Genomic DNA, 21,925 nt, shown 5'->3' on the forward strand with positions numbered 1-21,925 from the left:
GGTGAACCGAACCACTCACACATCCAGACTCGCATGACACAGATCAGCCATGTCTAAGGCCTGCTATTATGAGACACTGGAAGTCGAACGTTCTGTCGACGAAGCCGGCCTGAAGTCGGCCTTCCGCAAGCTCGCGATGAAATGGCACCCGGACAAGAATCCGGGCGACCCGTCCTGCGAGCACAAGTTCAAGGAAATCTCCGAGGCCTACGAGATCCTCAAGGACGGCAACAAGCGTGCCGCCTACGATCGCTATGGCCATGCCGCGTTCGAGCAGGGCAATGGCAACGGCCATGCGCACGGCTTCGGCGCGGGCTTTGCGTCTTCTTTCTCCGATATTTTCGAAGACCTGTTCGGCATGGCCGGACAGCGCGGCGGCCGTGGCGGCCGCGAGCGCGGGGCGGACCTGCGCTACAACATGGAAATTACGCTGGAGGAGGCATTCTCCGGCAAGACCGCGCAGATCAACATTCCCGTCGCGGTGACCTGCGAGACATGCTCCGGCACCGGCGCCAAGGCCGGCACCAAGCCGAAGACCTGTTCGATGTGCGGCGGCGCTGGCCGCGTTCGCCAGGCGCAAGGCTTCTTCACGCTGGAGCGCACCTGTCCGGGCTGTCAGGGCCGCGGTCAGATGATCGAGACGCCGTGCGCGTCCTGTTCGGGACAGGGCCGCGTTCAGAAGGAGCGCACGCTGTCGGTCAACATCCCGCAGGGAGTCGAGGACGGCACCCGTATCCGTCTCGCTGGCGAAGGCGAGGCGGGCGTGCAGGGCGGTCCTGCGGGCGATCTCTACATCTTCCTGTCGCTGGCGGCGCACAAGTTCTTCCAGCGCGACGGCGCCGATCTGCATTGCCGCGTTCCGGTGTCGATGGTGACCGCCGCGATGGGCGGCGAGTTCGACGTGCCGACCATCGACAAGGGCAAGACCAAGGTCAATGTGCCGTCAGGCACCCAGTCCGGCCGCCGCTTCCGTGTCGCCGGCAAAGGCATGCCTGTGCTGCGTTCCCGGCAGACGGGCGACCTGTACGTTCAGGTCGTGGTCGAAACGCCGCAAAATCTGACCAAAAAGCAGAAAGAACTGCTGGCGGAGTTCGAAAAGCTGTCGTCAGGCGACACGCAGCCGGAAGCGGCTGGTTTCTTCAAGATGGTCAAGGACTTCTTCGGAACCCGCGCCAATTCGCCATAGGGCCCCGCGCGACGCGCCCGCTTCTTTTTGCTTGCGTCGATACCCCATTGTGAAGGAAATTTGACGCCTCGCCCCGCCCTGGGGCTCCGTTGGAAGTATCATGGCTCCCCAATCCACTGCGCGCGCGTTGAAAAAGCCGCTTCGTCTCGATGACGAAGTCCGTTTTCTCCGCTCATGGATTGAAAAGCCGCTGCACATGGGTGCGGTGATGCCTTCCAGCAAGGCGCTGGCGCGCACGATGGCGCGTTACGTCGATCCGCATTCCACCGGTCCCGTCATTGAGCTCGGCCCCGGCACCGGCGCGATCACCGACGCGCTGATCGCGCACGGCGTGGCCGAGAAACGCCTCGTGCTGGTGGAGTTCGATCCGGGTTTCTGCGCGCTGCTGCGTGAACGCTATCCGCAGGCGACGGTCATCCAGGGCGATGCCTACAACCTCGACCAGACGCTGGCGGACTGGAAAGAGCCTGCGGCCGCGATGGCTTCGGGGCTGCCGCTGGTCACCAAACCGATGCTGGTCCGCCTCAAGCTGATGCGCGATGCCTTCCAGAAGATGGAGCCGGGCGCGCCCTTCATTCAGTTCACCTACTCGGTGGCGCCGCCGATCCCGAAATCGCTGCCGGGAATTCACACCCAGGCTTCGGAGCGGGTCTGGATGAACCTGCCTCCCGCGCGGGTCTGGGTCTACCGCAAGGGCTGATGCTGCCCGACCGCCGCGTTTTGCGTCCCGAAATTCGCCAAGCTATAAACCTGTCGCGCCTTCGCCCTGTCCGAAGGCGACAGGGACATCATGGCCGCACTGAAAATCCTCGTCATTCCAGGCTCGCTGCGCACCGGCTCGGTCAACGCACGGCTTGCCGCCGTCGCTGTCAAGGAACTGGCGCTGCTCGATGTCGATGTCACGCTGATCTCGCTCGCTGACTATCAGCTGCCGATCTACGATGGCGACATCGAGCTGAAGTCCGGCGTACCGGCCAACGCCGTCGATCTAAAACGCATGATTGGCGCACATCACGGCGTCCTTATCGTCAGCCCGGAATATAATTCGTCGGTGCCGCCGCTTTTGAAGAATGCCATCGACTGGGTGACGCGGGTGCGCGACCGTAACGAGACGTTCGGTCAGGTGTTTCGCGAGCGCGCTTTTGCGATCGGTGCGGCGTCCGACGGAAAATTCGGCGGGCTTCGTGTGCTGATGGCGCTGCGCCAGATTCTGGCGCTGGGCTGCGGCGCGACGGTGGTCCCGAAGCAGATGGGACTGTCGTTTGCCGATCAGGCCTTCGACGACATGGACCGCCTGAAGGATCCGGCCGATGCCGAATTGTTGCGCGGAACCCTGCGCCAGTTGATCGATACCGCCCAGCAGATGATGTGAGACCGCATGAAGCCAGCACATGTTGACACCCGCGACCGGCTGATTGTTGCGCTCGATCTCTCCAGCGTCGAGGCGGCGGAAGCGTTGATCGCGCGACTTGGTGATAGCGTGACCTTCTACAAGGTCGGCTACCAGCTTGGTTACGCCGGCGGGCTGGCGCTGGTGCCGAAACTCGCGGAGCGCGGCAAGAAGGTTTTCGTCGATCTAAAACTGCACGACATCGGTAACACGGTAGCCAAAGGCATCGAGAGCATTGCCAAGTTAGGGGCGACCTTCGCCACGGTGCATGCCTATCCGCAGACCATGCAGGCGGCGGTCGAGGCGCGCGGATCGTCACTGAAGATACTCGCGGTGACGGTGCTGACCTCTTACGACGAGGACGATCTGCACGCGGCGGGCTATCGGCTCGGTGTATCGGATCTGGTGGAAGCGCGCGCGCTGCAGGCACAGACTCTCGGCGTCGATGGCCTTGTGTGTTCAGGCGAAGAGGCTGCCACCGTGCGCGGCATTGTCGGTCCGCAGATGGCGCTGGTGACGCCGGGCATTCGCCCCGCAGGCAGCGCGGCGGGCGATCAGAAACGTATCATGACCCCTGGCCGCGCGATCGCTGCCGGTGCGGATTATCTTGTGGTGGGCCGGCCGGTGGTGGAAGCCGCCGATCCGAAGGCGGCGGCGGAAGCGATCGTTTCCGAAATCGCGCAGGCGGGCGGCTAATAAAAAGGAGACAGCAATGGCCAAGGGTTACTGGATTGCGCGGATCGATGTACATGACCTCGATGCCTATCGGCGCGATTATGTCGCGCACAATGGCGCGGTGTTCAAGAAATATGGCGCGAAGTTTCTGGTGCGCGGCGGCACCCACGAGGCCCACGAAGGCCCGGCGCGCTCGCGCAATGTCGTGCTCGAATTCAAGGACTACGCGACCGCGCTCGCCTGCTATCACTCGCCGGAATACACCGCTCTCGTGAAAGCGCGCGCCCCGCATTCCGAGGGCGAGATCGTGATTATCGAAGGCTACGACGGCGAACAGCCGTAGGCTCCACGAGATAAAAACCGAACCGTCATCCTGAGGTGCGAGCACTTGCGAGCCTCGAAGGATGACAAGGTAATGCGCCGTCGCCCTTCGAGGCCTCCGCTTCGCTACGGCACCTCAGGATGACGGCGAGAGTCGCGATGACCGTTGACTGCTGCTACTTCCCCATCCCGTTTTCAGGGACGATCAGCGGAATGAATCCGAACACGTTGCTGCTGTCGGGATCGACCACCACGCGCACGGCGTGGACCAGGGTGTCACCGTAAACCATCAGCTTGTTGACGCCGGGGATCGGCTTGCCCTTGCTGTTGCGCAGCGGCGCGATTGAAAAATAATGTTCGTCGCCGTGAATCAGCAGCACCGGCTTGCCGAAGCTTTTCGCGCCGGCCTCAATGGCGTCGAGTGTGTTGATAAAGCCGGACTGGCGCGGCATCGCGCCATTAGGAAAGCGCGACTCGTCGAACTCCGCCTGCACGAAGATCACAACGGCCTTGGCGTTATCGGCGCTTGCCTTGGCGAAGCTCGCATTGATCCAGGCGACATTGGCCTTGTCGCGGGCGAAGAACTCCGGCGCCGCATCGGGGTCCTGCGCCTCGAAGCCGTTGTTCGAGCCGGGCACATGCGCGGTGAAAAACATCACGCCGTTCTTCGCAAAGCGTGTGTTCTCCACATAGGTTGAGAATTCCGGCATCAGCAACGCCTGGCTTTCCACATCGAGCGGCGCCCTGCCGAGCGATTTTCCGGGCGTTGCGAAAAACATCTCGCGCAGTTTCGCCAGACGCTCGCGCGGATTGTAGCCGCCAGCAGCCTTGCGATGGCAGTCGAGCCACTCGTTGTCGCCGATGGTGTAAACCAGCGCGCCCTCGAAGGTCTGGATCTGGTCGTAGGATTTCTTCAGGACCTCGTCGCTGCACGGAATCCCGCCGGATTTGATGTCGCCCATATGCAAGGTGAAGGCCGGCTTCAGCGCGTTGACCGCGGCGATCAGCCGGTCAAACTTCGTATAGTCCTCCGGCAGGTTGTAGGGCATGTCGCCGAGCGCCACGAATGAGAACGCGTTGTCGCCGCCGATGTGCTCGGCGGCGGCCGCGGGCATCAACGAGGCGCCGATCATGAGCGTCAGCGCGGAAAGGGCGGGCAGGAAGCGCATGGTGATCGTCCTTCGGGTGGTCTCTGAAATAGGCTGCGCGCGTGACCTTTGCATGACTTCTGCAGGCCGTCGCGCGGGCCGGAGTGCGGTTGCCGCCGTGGCTTGGCGCCGCTATACCGCCAAAAGCAAGTTTTGAAACGGGTTTTGAGGGCTGGAAATGGCCGATATGCGCCTGATCGTTGCTGGAGCCGGTGGCCGGATGGGGCGGGCCCTGATCCGCGCCATTGCCGAAACCCCGGGAGCTACGCTGGCCGGGGCGCTGGAGGCGCCGGGCTCCGAACTGCTGGGTCAGGATTCCGGCGTACTGGCGGGGCTTGCCCCGAACGGGATCGAATTGTCCGGTGACCTCTGGACCCTGTCGAAGAACGCCGACGGAATCCTCGATTTCACCGTGCCGGCCGCGACCATCGCCAATGTCGCCATCGCGGCCCAGCGCGGCATTGTTCATGTCATCGGCACCACCGGCCTGTCGGCGTCGGACAACGCAGTCATCAAGAGCGTGACCTCGCAGGCTATCGTCGTTCAGTCCGGCAATATGAGCCTCGGGGTCAATCTGCTGGCGGCGCTGGTCAAGCAGGTGGCGAAGTCGCTCGACGAGGATTTCGACATCGAGATTCTTGAAATGCACCACAGGCAGAAGATCGATGCCCCGTCGGGCACCGCCTATCTGCTCGGGCAGGCGGCCGCCGATGGCCGCGGCGTCAATCTCGATCAGCGGTCGGTGCGCGCGCGTGATGGTCATACCGGCGCGCGTATTCCGGGCGACATCGGATTTGCGACCCTGCGCGGCGGCACCGCCACGGGTGATCACACGGTGATTTTCGCCGGGCCCTACGAACGCATCGAACTGGCGCACAAGTCGGAAGATCGCATGATCTTCGCACGCGGCGCGCTGAAGGCGGCGATGTGGGCGCAGGGCAAGAAGCCCGGCTTCTACACCATGGCCGATGTGCTCGGCATCGGCACATCTTGAATTCATCAGCGAAATCGGAATCGAAAGAATGAGCGAACGTCTTCTCGTGCTTGTGCGTCATGGCCAGAGCGAATGGAACCTGAAGAATCTTTTCACCGGCTGGAAAGATCCAGGTCTCACCGAACTTGGCGTCAAGGAAGCCATCGGCGCCGGCCGCAAGCTGAAAGAGCAGGGACTGACCTTCGATGTCGCCTTCACCTCGGTGCTGACGCGCGCGCAGACCACGCTCGATCTTGCGCTGAAGGAAATGGGCCAGACCGGGATTCCGATCACGCGCAATCTTGCGCTGAACGAACGCGACTACGGCGATCTGTCGGGTCTCAACAAGGACGACGCCCGCGCCAAGTGGGGCGAGGAGCAGGTGCTGATCTGGCGGCGGTCTTACGACGTGCCGCCTCCCGGCGGCGAAAGCCTGAAGGATACGCTGGCGCGGACGCTGCCTTACTATGTGCAGGAGATTCTGCCCTGCGTGCTGCGCGGCCAGCGTACGCTGGTCGCAGCCCACGGCAACTCGCTGCGCGCGCTGATCATGGTGCTGGAAAAGCTGACGCCGGACCAGATTCTCAAGCGCGAGCTCGGCACCGGCGCGCCGGTCGTCTATCGCCTCAACCCGGATTCGACCGTGGCGTCGGTGAAGGATCTGGCGGGGTAGGGCCGTCATTGCTGAATGTGTGTCCCGGGCGCAGCGCAGCACTCTTGTGATGCGCTGCTGAACCGGGACCGTTGCAAGTGCTGAGTCTGTTACGGTCCCGGCTCTGCGGAGCAGCGCAAGGGCGCTGCACCGCGTCCGGGACAAGAACCCTTTTCCCACCAAGGGAGGGGGAGTAATTACAGGCCCGCCGCCTGTCCGCTTTCCCAGCCGAGCATTGCGCGCTTGCGCGTGATGCCCCAGTGATAGCCGGTGAGCGCGCCGCTCTTGCCGATCACGCGGTGACACGGCACCACGAACGAGATCGGATTCCGGCCGACGGCTGCGCCGACCGCGCGCGACGCCTTCGGTGAGGAAATCTTGCACGCGACATCCGAATAGGTGGTGGCGCGGCCCATCGGAATCTTCAGCAGCGTTTCCCAGACCCGGACCTCGAAGTCGGTACCGATCAGCACCACGCGCAGCGGCTGGTCTTCGCGCCATTGCGAGGAATCGAAAATCCGTTTCGCCAAAGGCGCGGTCTCGGCGAACGATTCGATGTAGGTCGCCAGCGGCCAGCGCCGCTGCATATCGGCCAGCGCCGGCATTTCCTCGCCTTCGTCGGCGAACGCCAGACCTGCAAGCCCGCGCTCGCTGGCGATAATCACCGCCATGCCAAACGGCGAGGGATGGAAGCCGTAGCGCAGCGTCATGCCTTCGCCGCCCTTTTTCCACTCGCCCGGCGACATCGCTTCGTGGGTCACGAACAGATCATGCAGCCGTCCCGGACCGGACAGACCGGAGTCATATGCGGCATCGAGGACACTGGCGGAATCGCGCAGCAGCCGCTTGGCGTGGTCGAGCGTCAGCGCCTGCATGAAATCCTTCGGCGTCAGTCCCGCCCAGCGCCGGAACAGATGATGCAGTTCATCGGGTGTCAGATGCGCGGCGTCGGCCATCGCCTCGATGGTCGGCTGGGTGCGCCACTGCTCGGAGATGAATCCGATGGCGCGGCGCACCGAATCGTAGTCGCGCAGTGCCGCGCCCTGCTTGGACGGCTTTGCGAGTTTCAGATCGGTGAGCATGGATTTCATCGCGGTGTTCATCATGGCGGCATCCGTTATGCGGTGTCCATCATGATGCGGATCTAGGCCGTCCGTGGTGGTTCAACCACCCGATTCCTGCCTGCGGTTCGGGGTGAGCGATCAGGTGACCGGATTGAGCGTGGGCCCGCGTTTGGCGGCCTGGAGCGCCGTCGTTAAAGCTTTGGCGAAGCTTGCTTTTTCATCCGGGCCGAGAAAGCTTCCGATCGAGAGTCGCCGTCCGCGCGAGACGAGGTAGAGCTTCTCGATGCCGAATTCGGCGTGCGATTTCTGCTCGAGCTGGACCCACAGCGGATTGAGCGTCCATTCGACGACATGCCCGCGATGGCTGATACGCCGGACGCGGATTTCATACGGCGTGACGACAATGTCTTCGATGGCGTCGGCGCGGCGGAAGTTCAGCTTGAACGCCCAATAGATGATCAGCGCGTCGAGCCCGAAGAAGGCGAACACCGGCCACGCGCCCATCATCAGGAACATGATGCCGGCCACGAAACTGACGGCGATGACAAATCCCATCAGCACCAGAAAGCCGTGGCGGCTGAGCGAACGATGGGGTGTCAGCCGTGCGCTGAACAGCGGCGCGTCCGCGATCTGCTCAGGATCAAAATCGTTGCGCTCATCCATGGCACCTCACTATACCGGGAACATGGCAAAAAAGGCGATCACGTCCCGTTCAAAATCCAAGGCAAGTCCGGCCGGACGGGTGTCAAAGGCGACCAAGCCGAAGCTCAAGCCAGGCAAGCTTAAGCCAACAAAGTTTAAGCCAACAAATTTTAAGCCCTGGACCGAGGCCGAGGTGGTCGAAGCCTTTACCCGCTTTCGCAACGCCAACCCCGAACCAAAGGGCGAGCTCGAACACCTCAATCCTTATACGCTGCTGGTGGCGGTGGCGCTGTCGGCGCAGGCGACCGACGTTGGCGTCAACAAGGCGACGCGGCATCTGTTCCCGGTGGCCGACACGCCGGAGAAAATGGTGGTGCTCGGCGAGGAGAGGCTGCGCGACTACATCAAGACCATCGGCCTCTATCGCACCAAGGCGAAGAATGTCATTGCCCTCTCGGAACAGTTGATCGCGCTGCGCGGCAGCCAGGTGCCGCGCGATCGCGCCGCGCTGGAAGCGCTGCCGGGGGTCGGACGCAAGACCGCCAACGTCGTGCTCAACATCGCGTTCGGCGAGCCGACCATCGCCGTCGACACCCATCTGTTTCGCGTCGGCAACCGCACGGGACTGGCGCCCGGCAAGACACCGCTCGAAGTTGAGTTGGGATTGCTCGAGATCGTGCCGCCGCAGTTCGCACGCCACGCCCATCACTGGCTGATCCTGCACGGCCGCTACACCTGCGTCGCACGCAAGCCGCGCTGCGAGGCGTGCATCATCAACGATCTGTGCCGGTGGCCGGAGAAGACGGTGCCGGTCTAGCTCAGGCCGTCGGCACGCGCGTTGGCCGCACCGGTTCGAGCAGCTCGGGCCGGGGGCCGGACAGCCGCTTGTGCATGTGGACCATGAAGGCCATGCCGAACAGCGGCGTCGCCAGATTCACGATCGGGATCGAGACGAAGGCGGCAATGAACAGTCCGGCCGTGAAGACGGTCGCGCCGTTCTGCTTGCGCAGCAGCTTGGCTTCCTCCGGTGTGCGGAAGCGCATCGCGGCGAGTTCGAAATACTCGCGGCCGAGCAGCCACGCTGTGGCAATGAAGAACACAATGAAGCCGGCACCCGCGAGCAGCACGAACGGCAGTGCAATCAGATAGACCAGCACGGTCAGCAGCGCGGTCTTCGAGCCTTCCGTGATGGCGAGGCCGATCGGCAGCGCCTTGCCCGGCTTTTCCGCCGGATAGTGTTCGCGCTCGACAATGTCGGCGACGTCGTCGACGAACACGCTGGCGACCAGCGAGGTGATCGCGGGCATCAGGAACACAGCGCCGACCACGACGCCGAGGCCGGCGGCGATCGAGACAATCCATGTGAGAATACTGATGAGGGTATGATAATCGGAGCCGACCATGGTCTCGGCCCATAGTCCGCCCGATCCTGCGAGCCAGCTCAGCAGCCGTTGCAGCGCCGCCGCAGCGACGACAATCAGCACCAGCGCCAGACCGACCGACTTCCACAGGATGGAACGCATCGGCGGCGACAGGATCTGGGACAACGCCTTGAGCGCGGCGTCGAGCATGGGCAACCCTCCGAAAGAACCCCAAGAAAACCAGACCCAGTTAGATACGGCAAATGGGTTCGGCAAGTGGCGGGATCGGCAGGCGGCGTTCTCACGCGGAAATTTTTTAGTTAAGCTGTCATTCCGGACAGCCGCATCGCGGCTGATCCGGAATCCAGAAGGGTTCATCGGAAATAATTTAGGGATTCCGGGCTCGCTCGCGAATCCTCGCGCCCCGGAATGACGACTAGCCAGAGCGCTCGAGATCGGATTCCGGCTCAGGCTGCGAGTTCGCGCGCCGATTCGCCTTTCGGCGAATCCTGCTCAAACGGCGCAACAGGCGCGAGCGGTGCTTCCGACGTCTCGAAGACTCCCTCTGGAAAGGGATCGGTTTCGTCCGCCACCTCCGGGGACGGCTTGGTCGTATCGGCCCAGTGCAGCGCCGTGTAGTCGAATCCGCGGACAATGGTCGGCTTGACGATCTCGAAATAGGGCGAGATGTCGAAGTCGCGTGGCATGTAGAGCGAGGAATCGCGAATGTGCAGGATTTCGCGGCGCGCCTGGCGGCTCGCGGCCTGCGTGATCTTCGGCAGGATCGGATAGCGCACCGCGCCGAAAGCCTGCGCGATCAGCGCCGAGCAGATGATCTTGGTCGGATCGCCCGAACCCAGCGAGATCATGCGCCGCCGCCAGCGCTGCGGGATCGGCAGCGGAATGAGATAGCGCATCAGATCCAGAATATTCTTGGTGTCGTAGCCGAAGCCGACGCGATTGATCGCGTAGCGGCAGACCGTGGTGCGATCCTCATAGGACAGACCGACGGGACGGCAGAGGCGGGTATGATAGGGATAGTATTTCGAGAGCGGCGCGGTGGTAACGCCTTCGCCGATATTTGCCTCGATCAGCACATGCGGTTCGCCATCGGCCTCGTTCGCGCCATCGATCGGACCGACATACAGCGCGGCGTGGGACCATGTCGACTGGGTGAGATACTTGATGATGCCGGAGACGCGATTGTTGCCCTCGACCAGCAGCACGTCGCCAGCCTCGATCAGGCCGCGGAGCCGCTCCGGATCGCTTGGCGTGAAAGGCTCATAGCCCGGAACCTCTTTCTGGAGGTAACCGGCAATGATCTTGCCGACAGTATCGAGTACGAAGCCCATGGTGTTCTTCCCCCCGAGCGGCGCATTCGGGCCGCTTTCTTGTTGGCTTATTGTTGTCGAAAGCAATTTCAATTTAGTTCATGCGTCAAGCCTGCCACTCATCAAACATTCACCATGACCGTTGCCGCAAGGCCTCCAATGCGGCAAGTTCTGGTGTCTCGAATCCGAAGTTCGCTGAATTGCGCGGCACGGCCGGAGCGAGCCTCAGATTCGAAGGACACCAGCAAATATATGATTCCAGTATGGTTTCGGCTCGCAAGTCCGCATAAGAAGCTGCAGCGCACGTGGTGCGGGCTTGTGAACCACCACGCTGGGATGTTCTCGCTTTTGGTCGAATTCCGGAAACCATGACATGACAATTACCCGGCGCAATATTCTGGCCGGTTCTGCGGCGTTCGCAGCGCTCTCACCCTTCGGAGCCCGCGCGATCGCGGCTCCCCTGCCGCGCGATGCTGACATTGTCGTGATCGGCGCCGGTGCCGCCGGCATTGCCGCCGCGCGCCGGATTTCTGCAACAGGCCGCAAGGTGGTCGTGATCGAAGCCGCGCCCAACATCGGCGGGCGCTGCGTCACCGATGCAACGGCCTTCGATGTGCCGTTCGACCGGGGCGCGCGCTGGCTCTACAACGCCGAGACCAGTCCGGTCGCAAAACTGGCGCGCGATGTCGGCATGGACATGCTTCCCGCGCCGCGCGGCCAGCGCATCCGGATCGGCCGTCGCAATGCGCGCGCCGGCGAGAGCGAAGATTTTCTCGCCACGCTGGTCCGCGCCAATCGCGCCATGGGCGATGCCGTGCGCGGCAAGGCCGATATGCCCGCCGCCGCGGGGCTGCCGAGGGATCTCGGTGTATGGGCGGGCACCACGGATTTCCTGCTCGGCGCCGCTGCCACCGGTAAGGATCTGAAAGATCTGTCGGCGCTTGATCTTGTCGCCATGGCGCAGCGCGACGGACCGTCGGCCTGCCGTCAGGGACTGGGCGCGCTGATCGCCAAACTCGGCGAAGGCCTTCCCGTTGTGCTCTCGACGCCGGTGACGCGTATTGCATGGAGCGGGCGTGATGCGCAGGTCGAGACATCTGCGGGCACCATCACCGCCAGAGCCGTCATCATGACGGCGTCGACCAACGCGCTGCTGTCGGGAAAGATCAAGTTCGCGCCCGACCTGCCGAAGCGCCAGCAGGATGCGGCGTCCAAGCTCACGCTCGGCAGCTACGATCACATTGCGCTGGAGTTGGCGGGCAATCCGCTTGGGCTGTCGCGCGACGATATCGTGATCGAGCAAAGCACCGACCGCTCGACCGGATTCCTGCTCGCCAACCTTGGCGGCTCGTCGCTGTGTCAGGTCGATGTCGCCGGTTCATTCGGCGCTGAACTGTCGGCGCGCGGCGAGGCCGCGATGGTGGCATTCGCGCAGGAATGGCTGACAAAATTATTTGGCGCGGACGTCAAGAACATTGCGAAGCGCACCACGGCGACACGCTGGAACGACATGCCGTACATTTATGGAGCGATTTCGGCGGCCTCGCCCGGCGGCCAGCCGGCACGGAAGGTTTTGATGGAGCCGCTGGGCAGTCTGTTTTTCGCCGGCGAAGCCGCGCACGAAACCCAGTGGGGCACGGTTGGCGGCGCATGGGACTCCGGCGAGCGCGCCGCGGACGCGGCCCTGCGCAAGATCGGTGTGCTGAAAGATGCGCCGGTCGCGGAGAAATCCGGCAAAAAACCGAAACGCGCGCAATCGCGCGCAACGGCGGAGCCACCCGCGCCGGGCGGGCGCAGCCTGAACTGGCCGCGCTGAGGGGGACCTTAGCTGCGCAGCGTGCCGCCGGTCTTCTTGGTCACGTCCGCGACGATCTTGGAGGCGACCGCGTCGATCTCCTGATCGGTCAGGGTCTTTTCGCGCGGCTGCAGGGTGACGGCGATGGCGATGGATTTCTTGCCGTCGTCGATGCCCTTGCCTTCATAGACGTCGAACACGGTGACGCCTGTGATCAGCTTTTTGTCGACAGCCTGCGCGGTGCGCACGATGTCGGCCGCCTTGACGCTGCGGTCGACGATGAACGCGAAGTCGCGTGACACCGGCTGGAACGGCGACAGTTCCAGCAGCGGCTTGGCGCGGGTCGGCTTCGCCTTGGCGTCGGGAATGCGCTCGAGGATAACTTCGAATGCGACCAGCGGGCCGTCGGCCTTCAGGGCTTCCAGCGCGCGCGGATGCAACTCGCCGAAGTAGCCGAGCACATTCTGCGGCCCGATCTGGATCGCGCCTGAGCGGCCGGGATGCAGCCATGCCGGAAAATTCTTCGATTCCTTTGCGGAGACGATCTGAAGTCCCTGCATCGGTGCGCCTGCTGCCGCGAGGACTGCGAGCGCGTCGGCCTTGGCATCCAGCGCATCGACGGTGAAGCTGCCCGACCAATGACGGCCGATGCCCTTTGACGAGGCCAGCGCGCGGCGCACACCGCTTGCCGCCATGAACTGGTCTTCGGGCTTGTCGCCCTTGAAGATCTGACCGACCTCGAACAGCGCCACATCGGGAAAGCCGCGATCAACATTGGCCTGTGCCGCCGCGACGAGGCCCGCGATCAGCGAAGGGCGCATGTCGGAGAGATCCGATGCAATCGGGTTGGCCAGCGTGAGTTCGGGCTGCCCGCCACCGAACAATTCCGCCTGCGTCCTCGAGACGAACGACCATGTCACGGCCTCAAGCATACCGCGCGCGGCCAGCGCGCGCTTAGCGCGGCGGGTGCGAAGCTGAAGCTGGGTCAGCACCGGCTTGCGCGGCGCGTCACCGCGCTCGAACGGCGTCAGCGGCACGCTGTCCACGCCGACAATGCGCACGATCTCTTCCACGATGTCGGCCTTGCCGTGCACGTCGCTGCGCCACGACGGCACCGCGACCTTCACCACGGGACCGGTGCCTGCGACCATGAATCCGAGATGGCCCAGAATCAGTTTCATTTCCGGGAACGGCACCTCGATGCCGGCCAGACGCTTCACCTCGTTGAGCGGGAATTCGATGATGCGATCGTCGCCATGGGTCGCGCCTGCGACAACGATCTCCGACGGCGTGCCGCCGCACAGGTCCATCACAAGTTTCGTCGCCATCTCGAGCCCCGGCACCATGAAGGCCGGATCGACGCCGCGCTCGAAACGATAGCGCGCGTCGGAATTGATGCCGAGCTTGCGGCCGGTCTGGGCGATGTTGATTTCATTCCACAGCGCGGATTCGATCAGCACGTCGGTCGTATTCGCGTCGCAGCCGGACGCTTCGCCGCCCATGATGCCGGCCAGCGACTCGACACCATGCTCATCGGCGATCACGCACATCGTGTCGTCGAGGGTGTAGGTCTTGCCGTCGAGCGCCAGAATGGTTTCGCCGTTTTTGGCGTGACGCACGGTGAGGTTGCCCGTCACCTTCCTCGCGTCGAACACATGCAGTGGCCGCGCGCGGTCGAAGGTCATGAAATTGGTGATATCGACCAGCGCATTGATCGGACGCAGGCCGATGGAGGTCAGGCGCTTTTGCAGCCATTCCGGCGACGGGCCGTTCTTGACGCCGCGCACCAGACGCAACGCGAAACCCGGACACAGCTTCTCGTCCTCGATTTTTACCTGCACGGGGCAGGGGAATTCACCCTTGATTTGCTTCGGGGCTTTGTCCTTGAACTTGCCCATGTCGGCGGCGGCGAGATCGCGCGCGATGCCGTGCACGCCGGTGCAGTCCTGACGGTTGGGCGTGAGATTGATCTCGATCACCGGATCGCCGAGCCCGGCCCATTCCGCGTAAGGCTTGCCGACCGGCGCGTCCGCGGGAAGCTCGATGATGCCGTCGTGATCCTCGGAGAGTTCAAGTTCGGCGGCCGAGCACAGCATGCCGTGGCTCTCGACGCCGCGAATATTGCCCACGCTTAGCGTGATGTTTTTGCCGGGGATGTAGGTGCCGGGCGGTGAGAACACGCTGATGAGGCCGGCGCGCGCGTTCGGCGCGCCGCAGACCACCTGCAGCGGCTTTTCGCCTTTCGCGATCTGGCCATAGTCCACCATGCAGACGCGCAGGCGATCGGCGTTCGGATGCTGCTCGGCGGAGATCACCTTGGCGATGACGAACGGCGCCAGCGCCTTCGCCTTGTCCTCAATGTGCTCGACCTCAAGCCCGATCATGGTGAGCTTGTCGGCAATCTTCTCGAGCGGCTCGTCGGTGTCGAGATGCTCTTTTAGCCATGAGAGGGTGAATTTCATGATGCGGCTTTCGCGAACGTAGCGATCAAAGCAATTAAGAGCTGAATGGCATAGAATAGACCTAGGAAGGCCATCGCGATCCAGAATAGGTTGAATAGTCGGCCAAACTTCCTCTGAACCCAAAACTCGACGCGTTTGCCGACATTCTCGGGACAGTGAACTGCCCGAAGCTCAGCAGTCCTGCTATTCACGTGGATCGTATCAATTATGACGAGTTCACCCGGAGACAGGTAAGGAATAGCCAGCATCATCTGACCGTCCGGTCCGTCTGTCTGTTCGAAGCTCCGAGGGGGATATACGGTTATTTCGCTGGGCTTGCACGAGAAGACAATCTCTACTTTCTCTGCTGGCTTTTTTCCGGCGTTCTGAACGTAATGTTTTTCGCAAAAAACCACCACAGGTCCTTGGTCAGCTTTTAATTGATGAAAGCTGTTATTCGCGAACCCATAGATTAATTTTACGCGAGCGCGCAGCAAATAGGCGATCAGTGTACCTGCTAAAGTAAAGGCAAAAGCCAATATCTGCGGCTGAAAGGGGCTAAGTGTGAGCCACACTTTCTCGGCAAATGCGATCACGACGACAACCCTCCCGCCAGCGTCGGGACATCCAGCGGCTTGAAGCCGTAGTGATTGATCCAGCGCGTATCGCTCTCAAACATCTGGCGCAGGTCGTTGATGCCGTATTTCAGCATCGCGATGCGATCGATGCCCATGCCCCAGGCAAAGCCCTGATAGACGTCGGGATCGATGCCGCAGGCACGCAGCACATTCGGATGCACCATGCCGCAGCCGAGAATCTCCAGCCAGTCTTCACCTTCGCCGAAGCGAATCTCGCCCTTGTCGCGGCGGCACTGGATATCGACTTCCAGCGACGGCTCGGTGAACGGGAAGAACGACGGGCGGAATTTCATGTTGACGTTATCGACCTCGAAGAACGCCTTGCAGAATTCGGCTAGAATCCATTTCAGGTGGCCGAGATGCGAGCCCTTGTCGATCACAAGGCCCTCGACCTGGTGGAATTGCGGCGTGTGGGTCGCGTCACTGTCGATACGATAGGTACGGCCCGGACAGATCACGCGGATCGGCGGCTTCTGTGAGAGCATGGTGCGCACCTGCACCGGCGAAGTATGCGTGCGCAGCAGCGGGCGCGAGCCGTCTTCCTTGCGATTGAAGAAGAATGTGTCGTGCATTTCCCGCGCCGGATGACCTTCGGGGAAATTCAGCTTGGTGAAGTTGTATTCGTCGGTCTCGATGTCCGGGCCTTCGGCGATCGAGAAACCCATGTCGGCGAAGATCGCGGTGAGTTCGTCCATCACCTGGGAGAGCGGATGAATGCGGCCCTGCTCGGCGGGCGTCTCCCGCGTGGGAAGCGTGACGTCGATGGTTTCCGATGCCAGCCGTGCGTCGAGCGCGGCGTTCTTCAAAATGTCGCGGCGCGCGGTCAGCGCCTCGGTCACCTTGTCCTTGGCGAGATTGATCTTCGCGCCTTCGGTCTTGCGCTCGTCCGGCGACATCTTGCCGAGGGTCGCAAGCAGGGCGGAGATCGAACCCTTCTTGCCGAGAGCGCCGACGCGTACGGCCTCCAGCGCAGCCTCATCGGAAGCGGCTGCGATTGCGCCGAGAATTTCGGTTTCGAGTTTGGCGAGGTCGGACATTGCAGAAAGCCCCATCGGAACGGTTTCATCTCAACCGTCCGGCGGGGATCATGTCACCCAGCCGAACGCAGCGGAGCGTTGTTACGCTCCGGTCGTGTCGGCCTCGTGCAAGAGGGGCAAAGCTTACGCCGCGAGAGCGGCTTTGGCCTTTTCAGCAATCGCCTGGAACGCCGCCGGCTCGTGGATCGCGAGATCCGACAGCACCTTGCGGTCCACAACGACGCCCGACTTGGCGAGGCCGTTGATAAACACGCTGTAGGTCATGCCGAACGGGCGCACGGCCGCGTTGAGGCGCTGGATCCAGAGCGCGCGGAACGTGCGCTTCTTCAGCTTGCGGGCGCGGAAGGCATACTGGCCCGCCTTGTCCACGGCGGCCTTGGCGGCGCGGATGGTGTTCTTGCGGCGGCCGGAAAAACCCTTGGCGGCCTTGTAGACTTTCTTGTGCTTGGCGTGAGCTGTGACGCCGCGTTTAACGCGAGACATGATGCATGTCCTTCATCTGGAAAAGTGAAAACAGGCGGCCGCGCGAAGGCGGCCCGGTGAACCGCTTTAGGCGTTCGGCAAGAAGTACTTCTTGACGTTGTCGCCGTCGGTCTTGAACAGAATCCGCGTGCCACGGAGCTGGCGAATCTGCTTCTTGGTCCGCTTGATCATGCCGTGGCGCTTGCCTGCATGGGCGGACACCACTTTTCCGGTCCCGGTTACTTTGAAGCGCTTTTTGGCGCCTGACTTGGTCTTCAGCTTGGGCATTTTGCTCTCCTGTTGCCGCAACAAAAAACCGCCCCGAAAGGCGATCTGGCGGCTGAAATGCTCGTTAGAGCGTTGAAAATGCTCAACTTAGTCCCGTGTGGACAAAGTCGGCACTGGCGTCGCCACGGCAGCCCTTAATCAGCCGGGCGACGAAGGTTGGGCTTATGGCAGAGGATTGCCGGATTGGCAACGATTAACGGCGCCTCTTGAACGAAGGAAGCCCTTTCAGCGACTATTTCCCAAGACCTCAGCGCGCCCTCAGATGGAAGGCCAGTCCATGACTTTCAGCGTTTTGAAGCGGTCGGTTCCTTTCGCCCTCGCTGCCGCAACCTTCCTGGCCGGATCGGCCGCCCAAGCCGCCTCATTCGACGGTCCCTGGACGGTCATCATTGTCACCCAAGCCGGCAACTGCGATGCCGCCTACAGCTTTCCGCTCCAAATCAGCGGCGGCCGGATCGTTTCGACCGGCGGCGCCACCATCAACGGGCGCATCAGCGGTGGTGGCGGAGTCAATGTGGCGATTTCCAGTGGCGCCTCCTCCGGCCGGGCCAGCGGACGGCTGGCAGGCTATTCCGGGTCGGGCCGCTGGAGCGGCATTCTGAATGGCGCCAGGTGCAGCGGGCGCTGGGAGGCGCATCGCTGACAACCTATTATAATACCTAAATAAACCGATTACATCCGGCGATGCTGCATCGCGCTAGAAGTCTTGCCACATTGTGACTATACCCCTCCCAGCACCCACCCAACGCAAGGGATACACAGATGGCCGTGCGCGCCAAGACGATTGCTTTGTCCTTGAATCCAGCCGCCCGGCTGTTCGCCCTGGCCGCCTTCGCGGCGGCGCTGCTCACGGCGGCTATCGTGCTCGCCACTTCGGCCAAGGCTGGCTCCTCGTTCGACGGGTCGTGGAAGGTCACCATCATCACCCAGTCCGGCAATTGCGATCCGGCCTACAGCTATCCCGTGAGGGTCGAGGGTGGCCGTGTCAGCTATTCGGGTGACGGCAGCTTCGACATTTCCGGTCATGTCGGCGATGCCGGCGCCGTCAATGTCACCATCGCGCGCGGCGATCAGAAGGCCAGCGGCAGCGGCAAGCTTTCGGCCAATTCCGGCTCCGGCCAGTGGAGCGGCAAATCCTCGAGCATGACGTGTTCGGGCCGCTGGGAAGCCACCCGCGCTTCGTAATTCTTTCGACGATATTTGCTGACGCGAAAAAGCGCCGCTCTTTGCGGCGCTTTCTTATTGGCGTGGTCGCAGCAAGGCTACGCGCCTTTGTATTTCGATTGCCGCGACAGGATGGCAGCGAGCATCAATCCGCCGATCAGGCTGATATGCTCGACCGCGACATAGAATTCGAATTTCGCGGCCTCGCCTTTCAGATTCCAGAAGTCGTGGGCAATCGGAATTGTCAGCAACGTGAAAATGGCCAGAGCGCCTGCGCCCGACCAGGCACGGCGATTGGCGATGATCAGCAGAGAGCCGCCGAGCTGGGTGAAGATCACCAGGCAGTTGATCAGCACCGGTGGCTTCAGGCCGTACTGCGCCATCTCCGCGACGCCGCCCGGGAAATCGATCAGCTTGGAGAGGCCGCTGCCCCAGAACGGAAATGTCAGAACAATGCGTGCGAGCAGCGCGAAATAGGGCCAGTCGAGAATGCGGGCGATCAATGTCGGCATTGGATTTTCCTGAAACCATGAATGAAAACGGCCCGTCAGTATCCCGGCGGATTGTCGGCATCAATCCGTTGCGGGTTGAAAAGAGCGATCAGCTTATCAAGCCGGGGCGTTGGCGATCCTCATCAGCTCGTCGAGGAATTCGCTCCGGCGCTGTTTCGGCAAGGGCTTGTCTGACAGCGTGAAGCCAAGAAACGCCCAGTAGAGAATTTGCGCACGCGCACGTGCCGCCTCCGGCGGACATCCCGCCGCTGTCAGGAGGCTTTCGATATAGGAAAGCCGGCGCTTATCGATCGCCTGCACCGCAGCGCGGGCCGCCGGATCGACCGTGGCCCAGCTCCGCACTGCGACCTCGACGGGAAGCCTGCTACTGAACGCGTCGCGCAGCAGCACGTTGAGAGGCGCCTCGCGATTTCTGGATTGCTCGAGATTGGCGATGATCTGCTCGGTCGAGAGCTCGCGCCAGCGCTTGAGCAGGGCAGTGTGAAATGCGCCGACATCGGCGAAATGCCAGTAGAAACTGCCGCGCGAGACGCCCATGGCTTTCGCCAGCGGCTCGGCCTTCAGCGCCGTATAGCCGCTTTGCGTCAGCGTTTTCAAACCCTGATCGAGCCAGTCGTTGGCGGAAAGCGGAACAGAGGTCACGCAGACGTCTCCGGATGTTCGGGTGAACATACATAACTGTATTGACAGATGCCAGCAGCCGGCGCATCGTCGCCATACAGTTATGTATGGCGGACCTGTGGGGACAGTGTGATGCGCGATTTGCTTCTGCAATGTTCCGGGGCGCTCGCGATCGTCGTGGCGCTGGTTCACGGTGTGCTCGGTGAGACGAAGGTGTTCGCGCGTGCGGCGATCGAGCCGCCGCGGTTGCGGACGCTGATACGGCTGGTCTGGCAGGCGGGGACGCTGGCGTGGATCGGCGGCGGGGTGCTGCTGATTGCTGCGCCCTATATGGCGTCGGAGGTCGCGCGTCACTGGATCGTGGCGACGTTCGCGGTGGTGTTCGGATTTGCGGCGCTGGCCAATGCCTACGCCACACACGGGCGTCATTTCGGATGGATGCTGCTGAGCGGCGTGGTCGCGCTCGGGATCGCGGGCTACTAGGGCGCGATCGAGCCGTTACTGCAACGGCGGATCGCCGGTCGTCTGCTTTTTGGCGAGATCCATTTCGGTCACGGCAATCAGGATCTCGGCGCGGGTCTTGAGGTCCGGCGCCTCGAGCAGCGCCTGCTTCTCCGCAGGCCCATAGGGCGACATCATCGCCAGCGCGTTGACGAGCGCCTCATTGGGCGCGCTTTCGATGCCTTCCCAATCGACCTTGAGCTGATTGGCTTTCAGAAACAGCGTAAGCGCCTGAAGCAGCGCCTGGCGGTCGACACTTTCTTCGCCCTTGCGCGCCACGAAATCGTCGATGAACGCGGCAAAATCAACGCGGCATTGGCGATAGGGCGTGAGAACCGTCTTCTCTTCCAGCACCGTGAAGCGCGCGATACCGGTCAGTTCGAGAATGTAGCGCCCGTCACCGGACTCGGCGAGCTGCGTGATGCGTCCAACGCAGCCGACCTTGAACAGAGTGGGCCGTTCGCCGCTCTGCGAATGGGTCACGTCAGGCTGGATCATTCCGATCAGGCGGTGGCCGTCGCGAAATGCGTCGTCCACCATCTGAAGATAACGCGGCTCGAAAATATTGAGCGGCATCTGGCCGCGCGGCAGCAGCAACGCTCCGGGCAGCGGAAACACCGGAATGACTTTCGGCAGATCGGCGGGCCCACGGTATTCGGCGTTGATCGGCATCCGCTTCCCTCACATCAGTCGTACGGAAATTCCGTAGAGATCCTCAGGAGAAAAGGATCGTTGAAAGACGCTTGCGGCCTTCCACGGTCGCGTCGTCGTTCGGTCCCCATGCTTCGAAGAATTGTACCAGCTTCTTGCGCGCGCCGTCGTCGTCCCATTTGCGGTCGCGCTTGACGATCTCCATCAGATGGCCCGCGGCCTCGGTGCGCTTGCCGCCGGCGTTGAGTGCGACGGCCAGATCGAACCGCGCCTGATGATCGAGCGGATTGGCGGCGACCTTCTGTTCGAGTTCCGTCACCGGACCGACAGCCTTGGCCTGTTCGGCGAGATCGAGCATGGTCTGCACCGCGGAGATCGCGGCATCGTTGCGCTTGGACTCCGGCACCAAAGCCAGCGTCTGCTTGGCCTGCTCCAGCGCGCCGGTTGCGATGTAACATCGCGCCAGACCGGCAAGCGCGGTGAGATTGGTGGCGTCGACGCCGAGCACTTCGGCGTAAATCGAGGCGGCGGTGGCTGCATCGCCGGCCGCCATTGCGGCCTCGGCCTCGTTGAGGATTTCAGCGATGTCGCCTTCCGGCGAAGGCATGCCCTTGGTCAGCTTGTCGATGAACGCCGTGACCTGGCTTTCAGGCACCGCGCCCATGAAGCCGTCGGCGGGCTGGCCGTTGACGAAGGCAATGACGGCGGGGATCGACTGGATACCCATCTGTCCCGGAATCGCCGGATGCTCGTCGATGTTCATCTTGACCAGCTTGACCTTGCCCTTGGCGGCACGGACGGCCTTTTCAAGGCTTGGGGTCAATTGCTTGCAGGGGCCGCACCACGGCGCCCAGAAGTCGATCAGAACCGGCTGGCGCTTCGATTCCTCGATGACGTCCTTCACGAAGGTCTGGGTCGTGGTGTCCTTGATGAGGTCGGGAGGCGTCATCGCCGCCGGTCCGCTGCCTTGCTCGACTATGGTCACGTGATCCTCGTCTGCCGCCTGTCGTATGGAAGAGAGCCGCTTCTAGCACGATCGGGGCATTTTCCGGCAGCTTCGATCCGCCGCAGT

General features: G+C 62.5%; 26 protein-coding genes. 12 read left to right on the forward strand and 14 right to left on the reverse strand.

Translation table 11 applies throughout. The features are described from left to right. Positions 1-49: 49 nt before the first annotated feature. From dnaJ to HMPREF9695_RS23130, 5 genes are all read left to right on the forward strand, one after another. Positions 50-1,186 carry a molecular chaperone DnaJ gene (dnaJ, locus tag HMPREF9695_RS23110; protein WP_006023340.1) on the forward strand — a complete coding sequence of 379 codons (1,137 nt, stop codon included), beginning with the start codon at positions 50-52 and terminating at the stop codon, positions 1,184-1,186. 100 nt (positions 1,187-1,286) lie between these two features. Beyond that, complete coding sequence (locus tag HMPREF9695_RS23115) at positions 1,287-1,886, forward strand: class I SAM-dependent methyltransferase (protein ID WP_006023341.1); 600 nt, start codon at positions 1,287-1,289, stop codon at positions 1,884-1,886. A 90-nt stretch (positions 1,887-1,976) separates the two neighbouring features. Continuing rightward, on the forward strand, positions 1,977-2,558 hold the full coding sequence (locus tag HMPREF9695_RS23120) for an NADPH-dependent FMN reductase (RefSeq protein ID WP_006023342.1): 582 nt from the start codon (positions 1,977-1,979) through the stop codon (positions 2,556-2,558). A gap of 6 nt (positions 2,559-2,564) precedes the next feature. Next, the gene (gene pyrF, locus HMPREF9695_RS23125) at positions 2,565-3,272 is read left to right on the forward strand and encodes an orotidine-5'-phosphate decarboxylase (protein WP_006023343.1); all 708 of its coding nucleotides are present in this window, start codon (positions 2,565-2,567) and stop codon (positions 3,270-3,272) included. A gap of 16 nt (positions 3,273-3,288) precedes the next feature. Next, positions 3,289-3,594: a DUF1330 domain-containing protein gene (locus tag HMPREF9695_RS23130; protein WP_006023344.1), complete on the forward strand. Its 306-nt coding sequence runs from the start codon at positions 3,289-3,291 to the stop codon at positions 3,592-3,594. Positions 3,595-3,748: 154 nt separating this feature from the next. On the opposite strand, the gene HMPREF9695_RS23135 is transcribed toward HMPREF9695_RS23130, so the two are convergent. Then, on the reverse strand, positions 3,749-4,741 hold the full coding sequence (locus HMPREF9695_RS23135; protein ID WP_006023345.1) for a hypothetical protein: 993 nt from the start codon (positions 4,739-4,741) through the stop codon (positions 3,749-3,751). A 157-nt stretch (positions 4,742-4,898) separates the two neighbouring features. Between HMPREF9695_RS23135 and dapB the strand changes: the two genes are divergently transcribed. Continuing rightward, positions 4,899-5,714, forward strand: a complete 816-nt coding sequence (dapB, locus tag HMPREF9695_RS23140) for a 4-hydroxy-tetrahydrodipicolinate reductase (RefSeq protein WP_006023346.1) — start codon at positions 4,899-4,901, stop codon at positions 5,712-5,714. Positions 5,715-5,742: 28 nt separating this feature from the next. Beyond that, complete coding sequence (locus tag HMPREF9695_RS23145; RefSeq protein ID WP_006023347.1) at positions 5,743-6,366, forward strand: 2,3-bisphosphoglycerate-dependent phosphoglycerate mutase; 624 nt, start codon at positions 5,743-5,745, stop codon at positions 6,364-6,366. 176 nt (positions 6,367-6,542) lie between these two features. On the opposite strand, the gene HMPREF9695_RS23150 is transcribed toward HMPREF9695_RS23145, so the two are convergent. Next, positions 6,543-7,451, reverse strand: coding sequence for a methylated-DNA--[protein]-cysteine S-methyltransferase (locus HMPREF9695_RS23150; RefSeq protein WP_006023348.1), 909 nt, complete (start codon positions 7,449-7,451; stop codon positions 6,543-6,545). Positions 7,452-7,547: 96 nt separating this feature from the next. After that, the gene (locus HMPREF9695_RS23155) at positions 7,548-8,072 is read right to left on the reverse strand and encodes a DUF2244 domain-containing protein (RefSeq protein ID WP_006023349.1); all 525 of its coding nucleotides are present in this window, start codon (positions 8,070-8,072) and stop codon (positions 7,548-7,550) included. A gap of 22 nt (positions 8,073-8,094) precedes the next feature. Here HMPREF9695_RS23155 and nth point away from each other — a divergent pair, with 22 nt between their 5' ends. Next, the gene (gene nth / locus HMPREF9695_RS23160; protein WP_006023350.1) at positions 8,095-8,868 is read left to right on the forward strand and encodes an endonuclease III; all 774 of its coding nucleotides are present in this window, start codon (positions 8,095-8,097) and stop codon (positions 8,866-8,868) included. A 1-nt stretch (position 8,869) separates the two neighbouring features. On the opposite strand, the gene HMPREF9695_RS23165 is transcribed toward nth, so the two are convergent. Both HMPREF9695_RS23165 and HMPREF9695_RS23170 read right to left on the reverse strand, forming a co-directional pair. Next, on the reverse strand, positions 8,870-9,622 hold the full coding sequence (locus HMPREF9695_RS23165) for a sulfate transporter family protein (RefSeq protein ID WP_006023351.1): 753 nt from the start codon (positions 9,620-9,622) through the stop codon (positions 8,870-8,872). Positions 9,623-9,879: 257 nt separating this feature from the next. Continuing rightward, positions 9,880-10,764, reverse strand: a complete 885-nt coding sequence (locus tag HMPREF9695_RS23170) for a YiiX/YebB-like N1pC/P60 family cysteine hydrolase (protein ID WP_006023352.1) — start codon at positions 10,762-10,764, stop codon at positions 9,880-9,882. Positions 10,765-11,116: 352 nt separating this feature from the next. Here HMPREF9695_RS23170 and HMPREF9695_RS23175 point away from each other — a divergent pair, with 352 nt between their 5' ends. After that, positions 11,117-12,559: a flavin monoamine oxidase family protein gene (locus HMPREF9695_RS23175; protein ID WP_006023353.1), complete on the forward strand. Its 1,443-nt coding sequence runs from the start codon at positions 11,117-11,119 to the stop codon at positions 12,557-12,559. 8 nt (positions 12,560-12,567) lie between these two features. Here the strand turns inward: HMPREF9695_RS23175 and pheT are convergent, their stop codons facing one another. The 5 genes from pheT to rpmI all read right to left on the reverse strand — a co-directional run bounded on the left by pheT (position 12,568) and on the right by rpmI (position 17,404). Continuing rightward, a complete protein-coding gene (pheT, locus tag HMPREF9695_RS23180) occupies positions 12,568-15,000 on the reverse strand; it encodes a phenylalanine--tRNA ligase subunit beta (protein WP_006023354.1) in 2,433 nt (810 codons plus the stop codon). Then, the gene (locus HMPREF9695_RS23185; protein ID WP_006023355.1) at positions 14,997-15,575 is read right to left on the reverse strand and encodes a hypothetical protein; all 579 of its coding nucleotides are present in this window, start codon (positions 15,573-15,575) and stop codon (positions 14,997-14,999) included. Before HMPREF9695_RS23185 ends, pheT begins: the two co-directional genes overlap by 4 nt. After that, positions 15,572-16,654, reverse strand: a complete 1,083-nt coding sequence (pheS, locus tag HMPREF9695_RS23190) for a phenylalanine--tRNA ligase subunit alpha (RefSeq protein ID WP_041713100.1) — start codon at positions 16,652-16,654, stop codon at positions 15,572-15,574. The genes HMPREF9695_RS23185 and pheS overlap by 4 nt, the downstream gene beginning before the upstream one ends. A gap of 123 nt (positions 16,655-16,777) precedes the next feature. Further along, positions 16,778-17,137 carry a 50S ribosomal protein L20 gene (gene rplT, locus HMPREF9695_RS23195; protein ID WP_006023357.1) on the reverse strand — a complete coding sequence of 120 codons (360 nt, stop codon included), beginning with the start codon at positions 17,135-17,137 and terminating at the stop codon, positions 16,778-16,780. A 66-nt stretch (positions 17,138-17,203) separates the two neighbouring features. Then, positions 17,204-17,404, reverse strand: a complete 201-nt coding sequence (gene rpmI / locus HMPREF9695_RS23200; protein WP_002713838.1) for a 50S ribosomal protein L35 — start codon at positions 17,402-17,404, stop codon at positions 17,204-17,206. Between the two features lie 277 nt (positions 17,405-17,681). Between rpmI and HMPREF9695_RS23205 the strand changes: the two genes are divergently transcribed. Together HMPREF9695_RS23205 and HMPREF9695_RS23210 are read left to right on the forward strand one after the other, a co-directional pair. Next, a complete protein-coding gene (locus HMPREF9695_RS23205; protein ID WP_006023358.1) occupies positions 17,682-18,047 on the forward strand; it encodes a hypothetical protein in 366 nt (121 codons plus the stop codon). 119 nt (positions 18,048-18,166) lie between these two features. After that, a complete protein-coding gene (locus HMPREF9695_RS23210) occupies positions 18,167-18,589 on the forward strand; it encodes a hypothetical protein (protein WP_006023359.1) in 423 nt (140 codons plus the stop codon). A 77-nt stretch (positions 18,590-18,666) separates the two neighbouring features. On the opposite strand, the gene HMPREF9695_RS23215 is transcribed toward HMPREF9695_RS23210, so the two are convergent. Together HMPREF9695_RS23215 and HMPREF9695_RS23220 are read right to left on the reverse strand one after the other, a co-directional pair. After that, entirely contained in the window at positions 18,667-19,080 is a 414-nt protein-coding gene (locus HMPREF9695_RS23215) for a DoxX family protein (RefSeq protein ID WP_006023360.1), read from the reverse strand. A gap of 96 nt (positions 19,081-19,176) precedes the next feature. Next, positions 19,177-19,722 carry a TetR/AcrR family transcriptional regulator gene (locus tag HMPREF9695_RS23220; RefSeq protein ID WP_006023361.1) on the reverse strand — a complete coding sequence of 182 codons (546 nt, stop codon included), beginning with the start codon at positions 19,720-19,722 and terminating at the stop codon, positions 19,177-19,179. Between the two features lie 111 nt (positions 19,723-19,833). Between HMPREF9695_RS23220 and HMPREF9695_RS23225 the strand changes: the two genes are divergently transcribed. Next, positions 19,834-20,184, forward strand: a complete 351-nt coding sequence (locus HMPREF9695_RS23225) for a hypothetical protein (protein WP_006023362.1) — start codon at positions 19,834-19,836, stop codon at positions 20,182-20,184. Between the two features lie 15 nt (positions 20,185-20,199). Here the strand turns inward: HMPREF9695_RS23225 and HMPREF9695_RS23230 are convergent, their stop codons facing one another. Both HMPREF9695_RS23230 and trxA read right to left on the reverse strand, forming a co-directional pair. Then, on the reverse strand, positions 20,200-20,874 hold the full coding sequence (locus HMPREF9695_RS23230) for an LON peptidase substrate-binding domain-containing protein (protein ID WP_006023363.1): 675 nt from the start codon (positions 20,872-20,874) through the stop codon (positions 20,200-20,202). 43 nt (positions 20,875-20,917) lie between these two features. Beyond that, positions 20,918-21,838, reverse strand: a complete 921-nt coding sequence (gene trxA, locus HMPREF9695_RS23235) for a thioredoxin (protein WP_041713108.1) — start codon at positions 21,836-21,838, stop codon at positions 20,918-20,920. Between the last annotated feature and the right edge of the window lie 87 nt (positions 21,839-21,925).

This window comes from Afipia broomeae ATCC 49717 (assembly GCF_000314675.2).
Lineage (GTDB): Bacteria > Pseudomonadota > Alphaproteobacteria > Rhizobiales > Xanthobacteraceae > Afipia > Afipia broomeae.

Coding starts and splice junctions, on each gene's coding strand:
- pyrF (WP_006023343.1), top strand. CDS start 2,565: ATGAAGCCAGCACATGTTGACACCCGCGACCGGCTGATTGTTGCGCTC.
- dapB (WP_006023346.1), top strand. CDS start 4,899: ATGGCCGATATGCGCCTGATCGTTGCTGGAGCCGGTGGCCGGATGGGG.
- HMPREF9695_RS23150 (WP_006023348.1), bottom strand. CDS start 7,451: ATGATGAACACCGCGATGAAATCCATGCTCACCGATCTGAAACTCGCA.
- HMPREF9695_RS23210 (WP_006023359.1), top strand. CDS start 18,167: ATGGCCGTGCGCGCCAAGACGATTGCTTTGTCCTTGAATCCAGCCGCC.
- HMPREF9695_RS23115 (WP_006023341.1), top strand. CDS start 1,287: ATGGCTCCCCAATCCACTGCGCGCGCGTTGAAAAAGCCGCTTCGTCTC.
- HMPREF9695_RS23225 (WP_006023362.1), top strand. CDS start 19,834: ATGCGCGATTTGCTTCTGCAATGTTCCGGGGCGCTCGCGATCGTCGTG.
- HMPREF9695_RS23155 (WP_006023349.1), bottom strand. CDS start 8,072: ATGGATGAGCGCAACGATTTTGATCCTGAGCAGATCGCGGACGCGCCG.
- HMPREF9695_RS23175 (WP_006023353.1), top strand. CDS start 11,117: ATGACAATTACCCGGCGCAATATTCTGGCCGGTTCTGCGGCGTTCGCA.
- pheS (WP_041713100.1), bottom strand. CDS start 16,654: ATGTCCGACCTCGCCAAACTCGAAACCGAAATTCTCGGCGCAATCGCA.
- HMPREF9695_RS23120 (WP_006023342.1), top strand. CDS start 1,977: ATGGCCGCACTGAAAATCCTCGTCATTCCAGGCTCGCTGCGCACCGGC.
- nth (WP_006023350.1), top strand. CDS start 8,095: ATGGCAAAAAAGGCGATCACGTCCCGTTCAAAATCCAAGGCAAGTCCG.
- HMPREF9695_RS23170 (WP_006023352.1), bottom strand. CDS start 10,764: ATGGGCTTCGTACTCGATACTGTCGGCAAGATCATTGCCGGTTACCTC.
- dnaJ (WP_006023340.1), top strand. CDS start 50: ATGTCTAAGGCCTGCTATTATGAGACACTGGAAGTCGAACGTTCTGTC.
- pheT (WP_006023354.1), bottom strand. CDS start 15,000: ATGAAATTCACCCTCTCATGGCTAAAAGAGCATCTCGACACCGACGAG.
- HMPREF9695_RS23145 (WP_006023347.1), top strand. CDS start 5,743: ATGAGCGAACGTCTTCTCGTGCTTGTGCGTCATGGCCAGAGCGAATGG.
- rplT (WP_006023357.1), bottom strand. CDS start 17,137: ATGTCTCGCGTTAAACGCGGCGTCACAGCTCACGCCAAGCACAAGAAA.
- HMPREF9695_RS23205 (WP_006023358.1), top strand. CDS start 17,682: ATGACTTTCAGCGTTTTGAAGCGGTCGGTTCCTTTCGCCCTCGCTGCC.
- HMPREF9695_RS23135 (WP_006023345.1), bottom strand. CDS start 4,741: ATGCGCTTCCTGCCCGCCCTTTCCGCGCTGACGCTCATGATCGGCGCC.
- HMPREF9695_RS23230 (WP_006023363.1), bottom strand. CDS start 20,874: ATGCCGATCAACGCCGAATACCGTGGGCCCGCCGATCTGCCGAAAGTC.
- HMPREF9695_RS23215 (WP_006023360.1), bottom strand. CDS start 19,080: ATGCCGACATTGATCGCCCGCATTCTCGACTGGCCCTATTTCGCGCTG.
- rpmI (WP_002713838.1), bottom strand. CDS start 17,404: ATGCCCAAGCTGAAGACCAAGTCAGGCGCCAAAAAGCGCTTCAAAGTA.
- HMPREF9695_RS23130 (WP_006023344.1), top strand. CDS start 3,289: ATGGCCAAGGGTTACTGGATTGCGCGGATCGATGTACATGACCTCGAT.
- HMPREF9695_RS23165 (WP_006023351.1), bottom strand. CDS start 9,622: ATGCTCGACGCCGCGCTCAAGGCGTTGTCCCAGATCCTGTCGCCGCCG.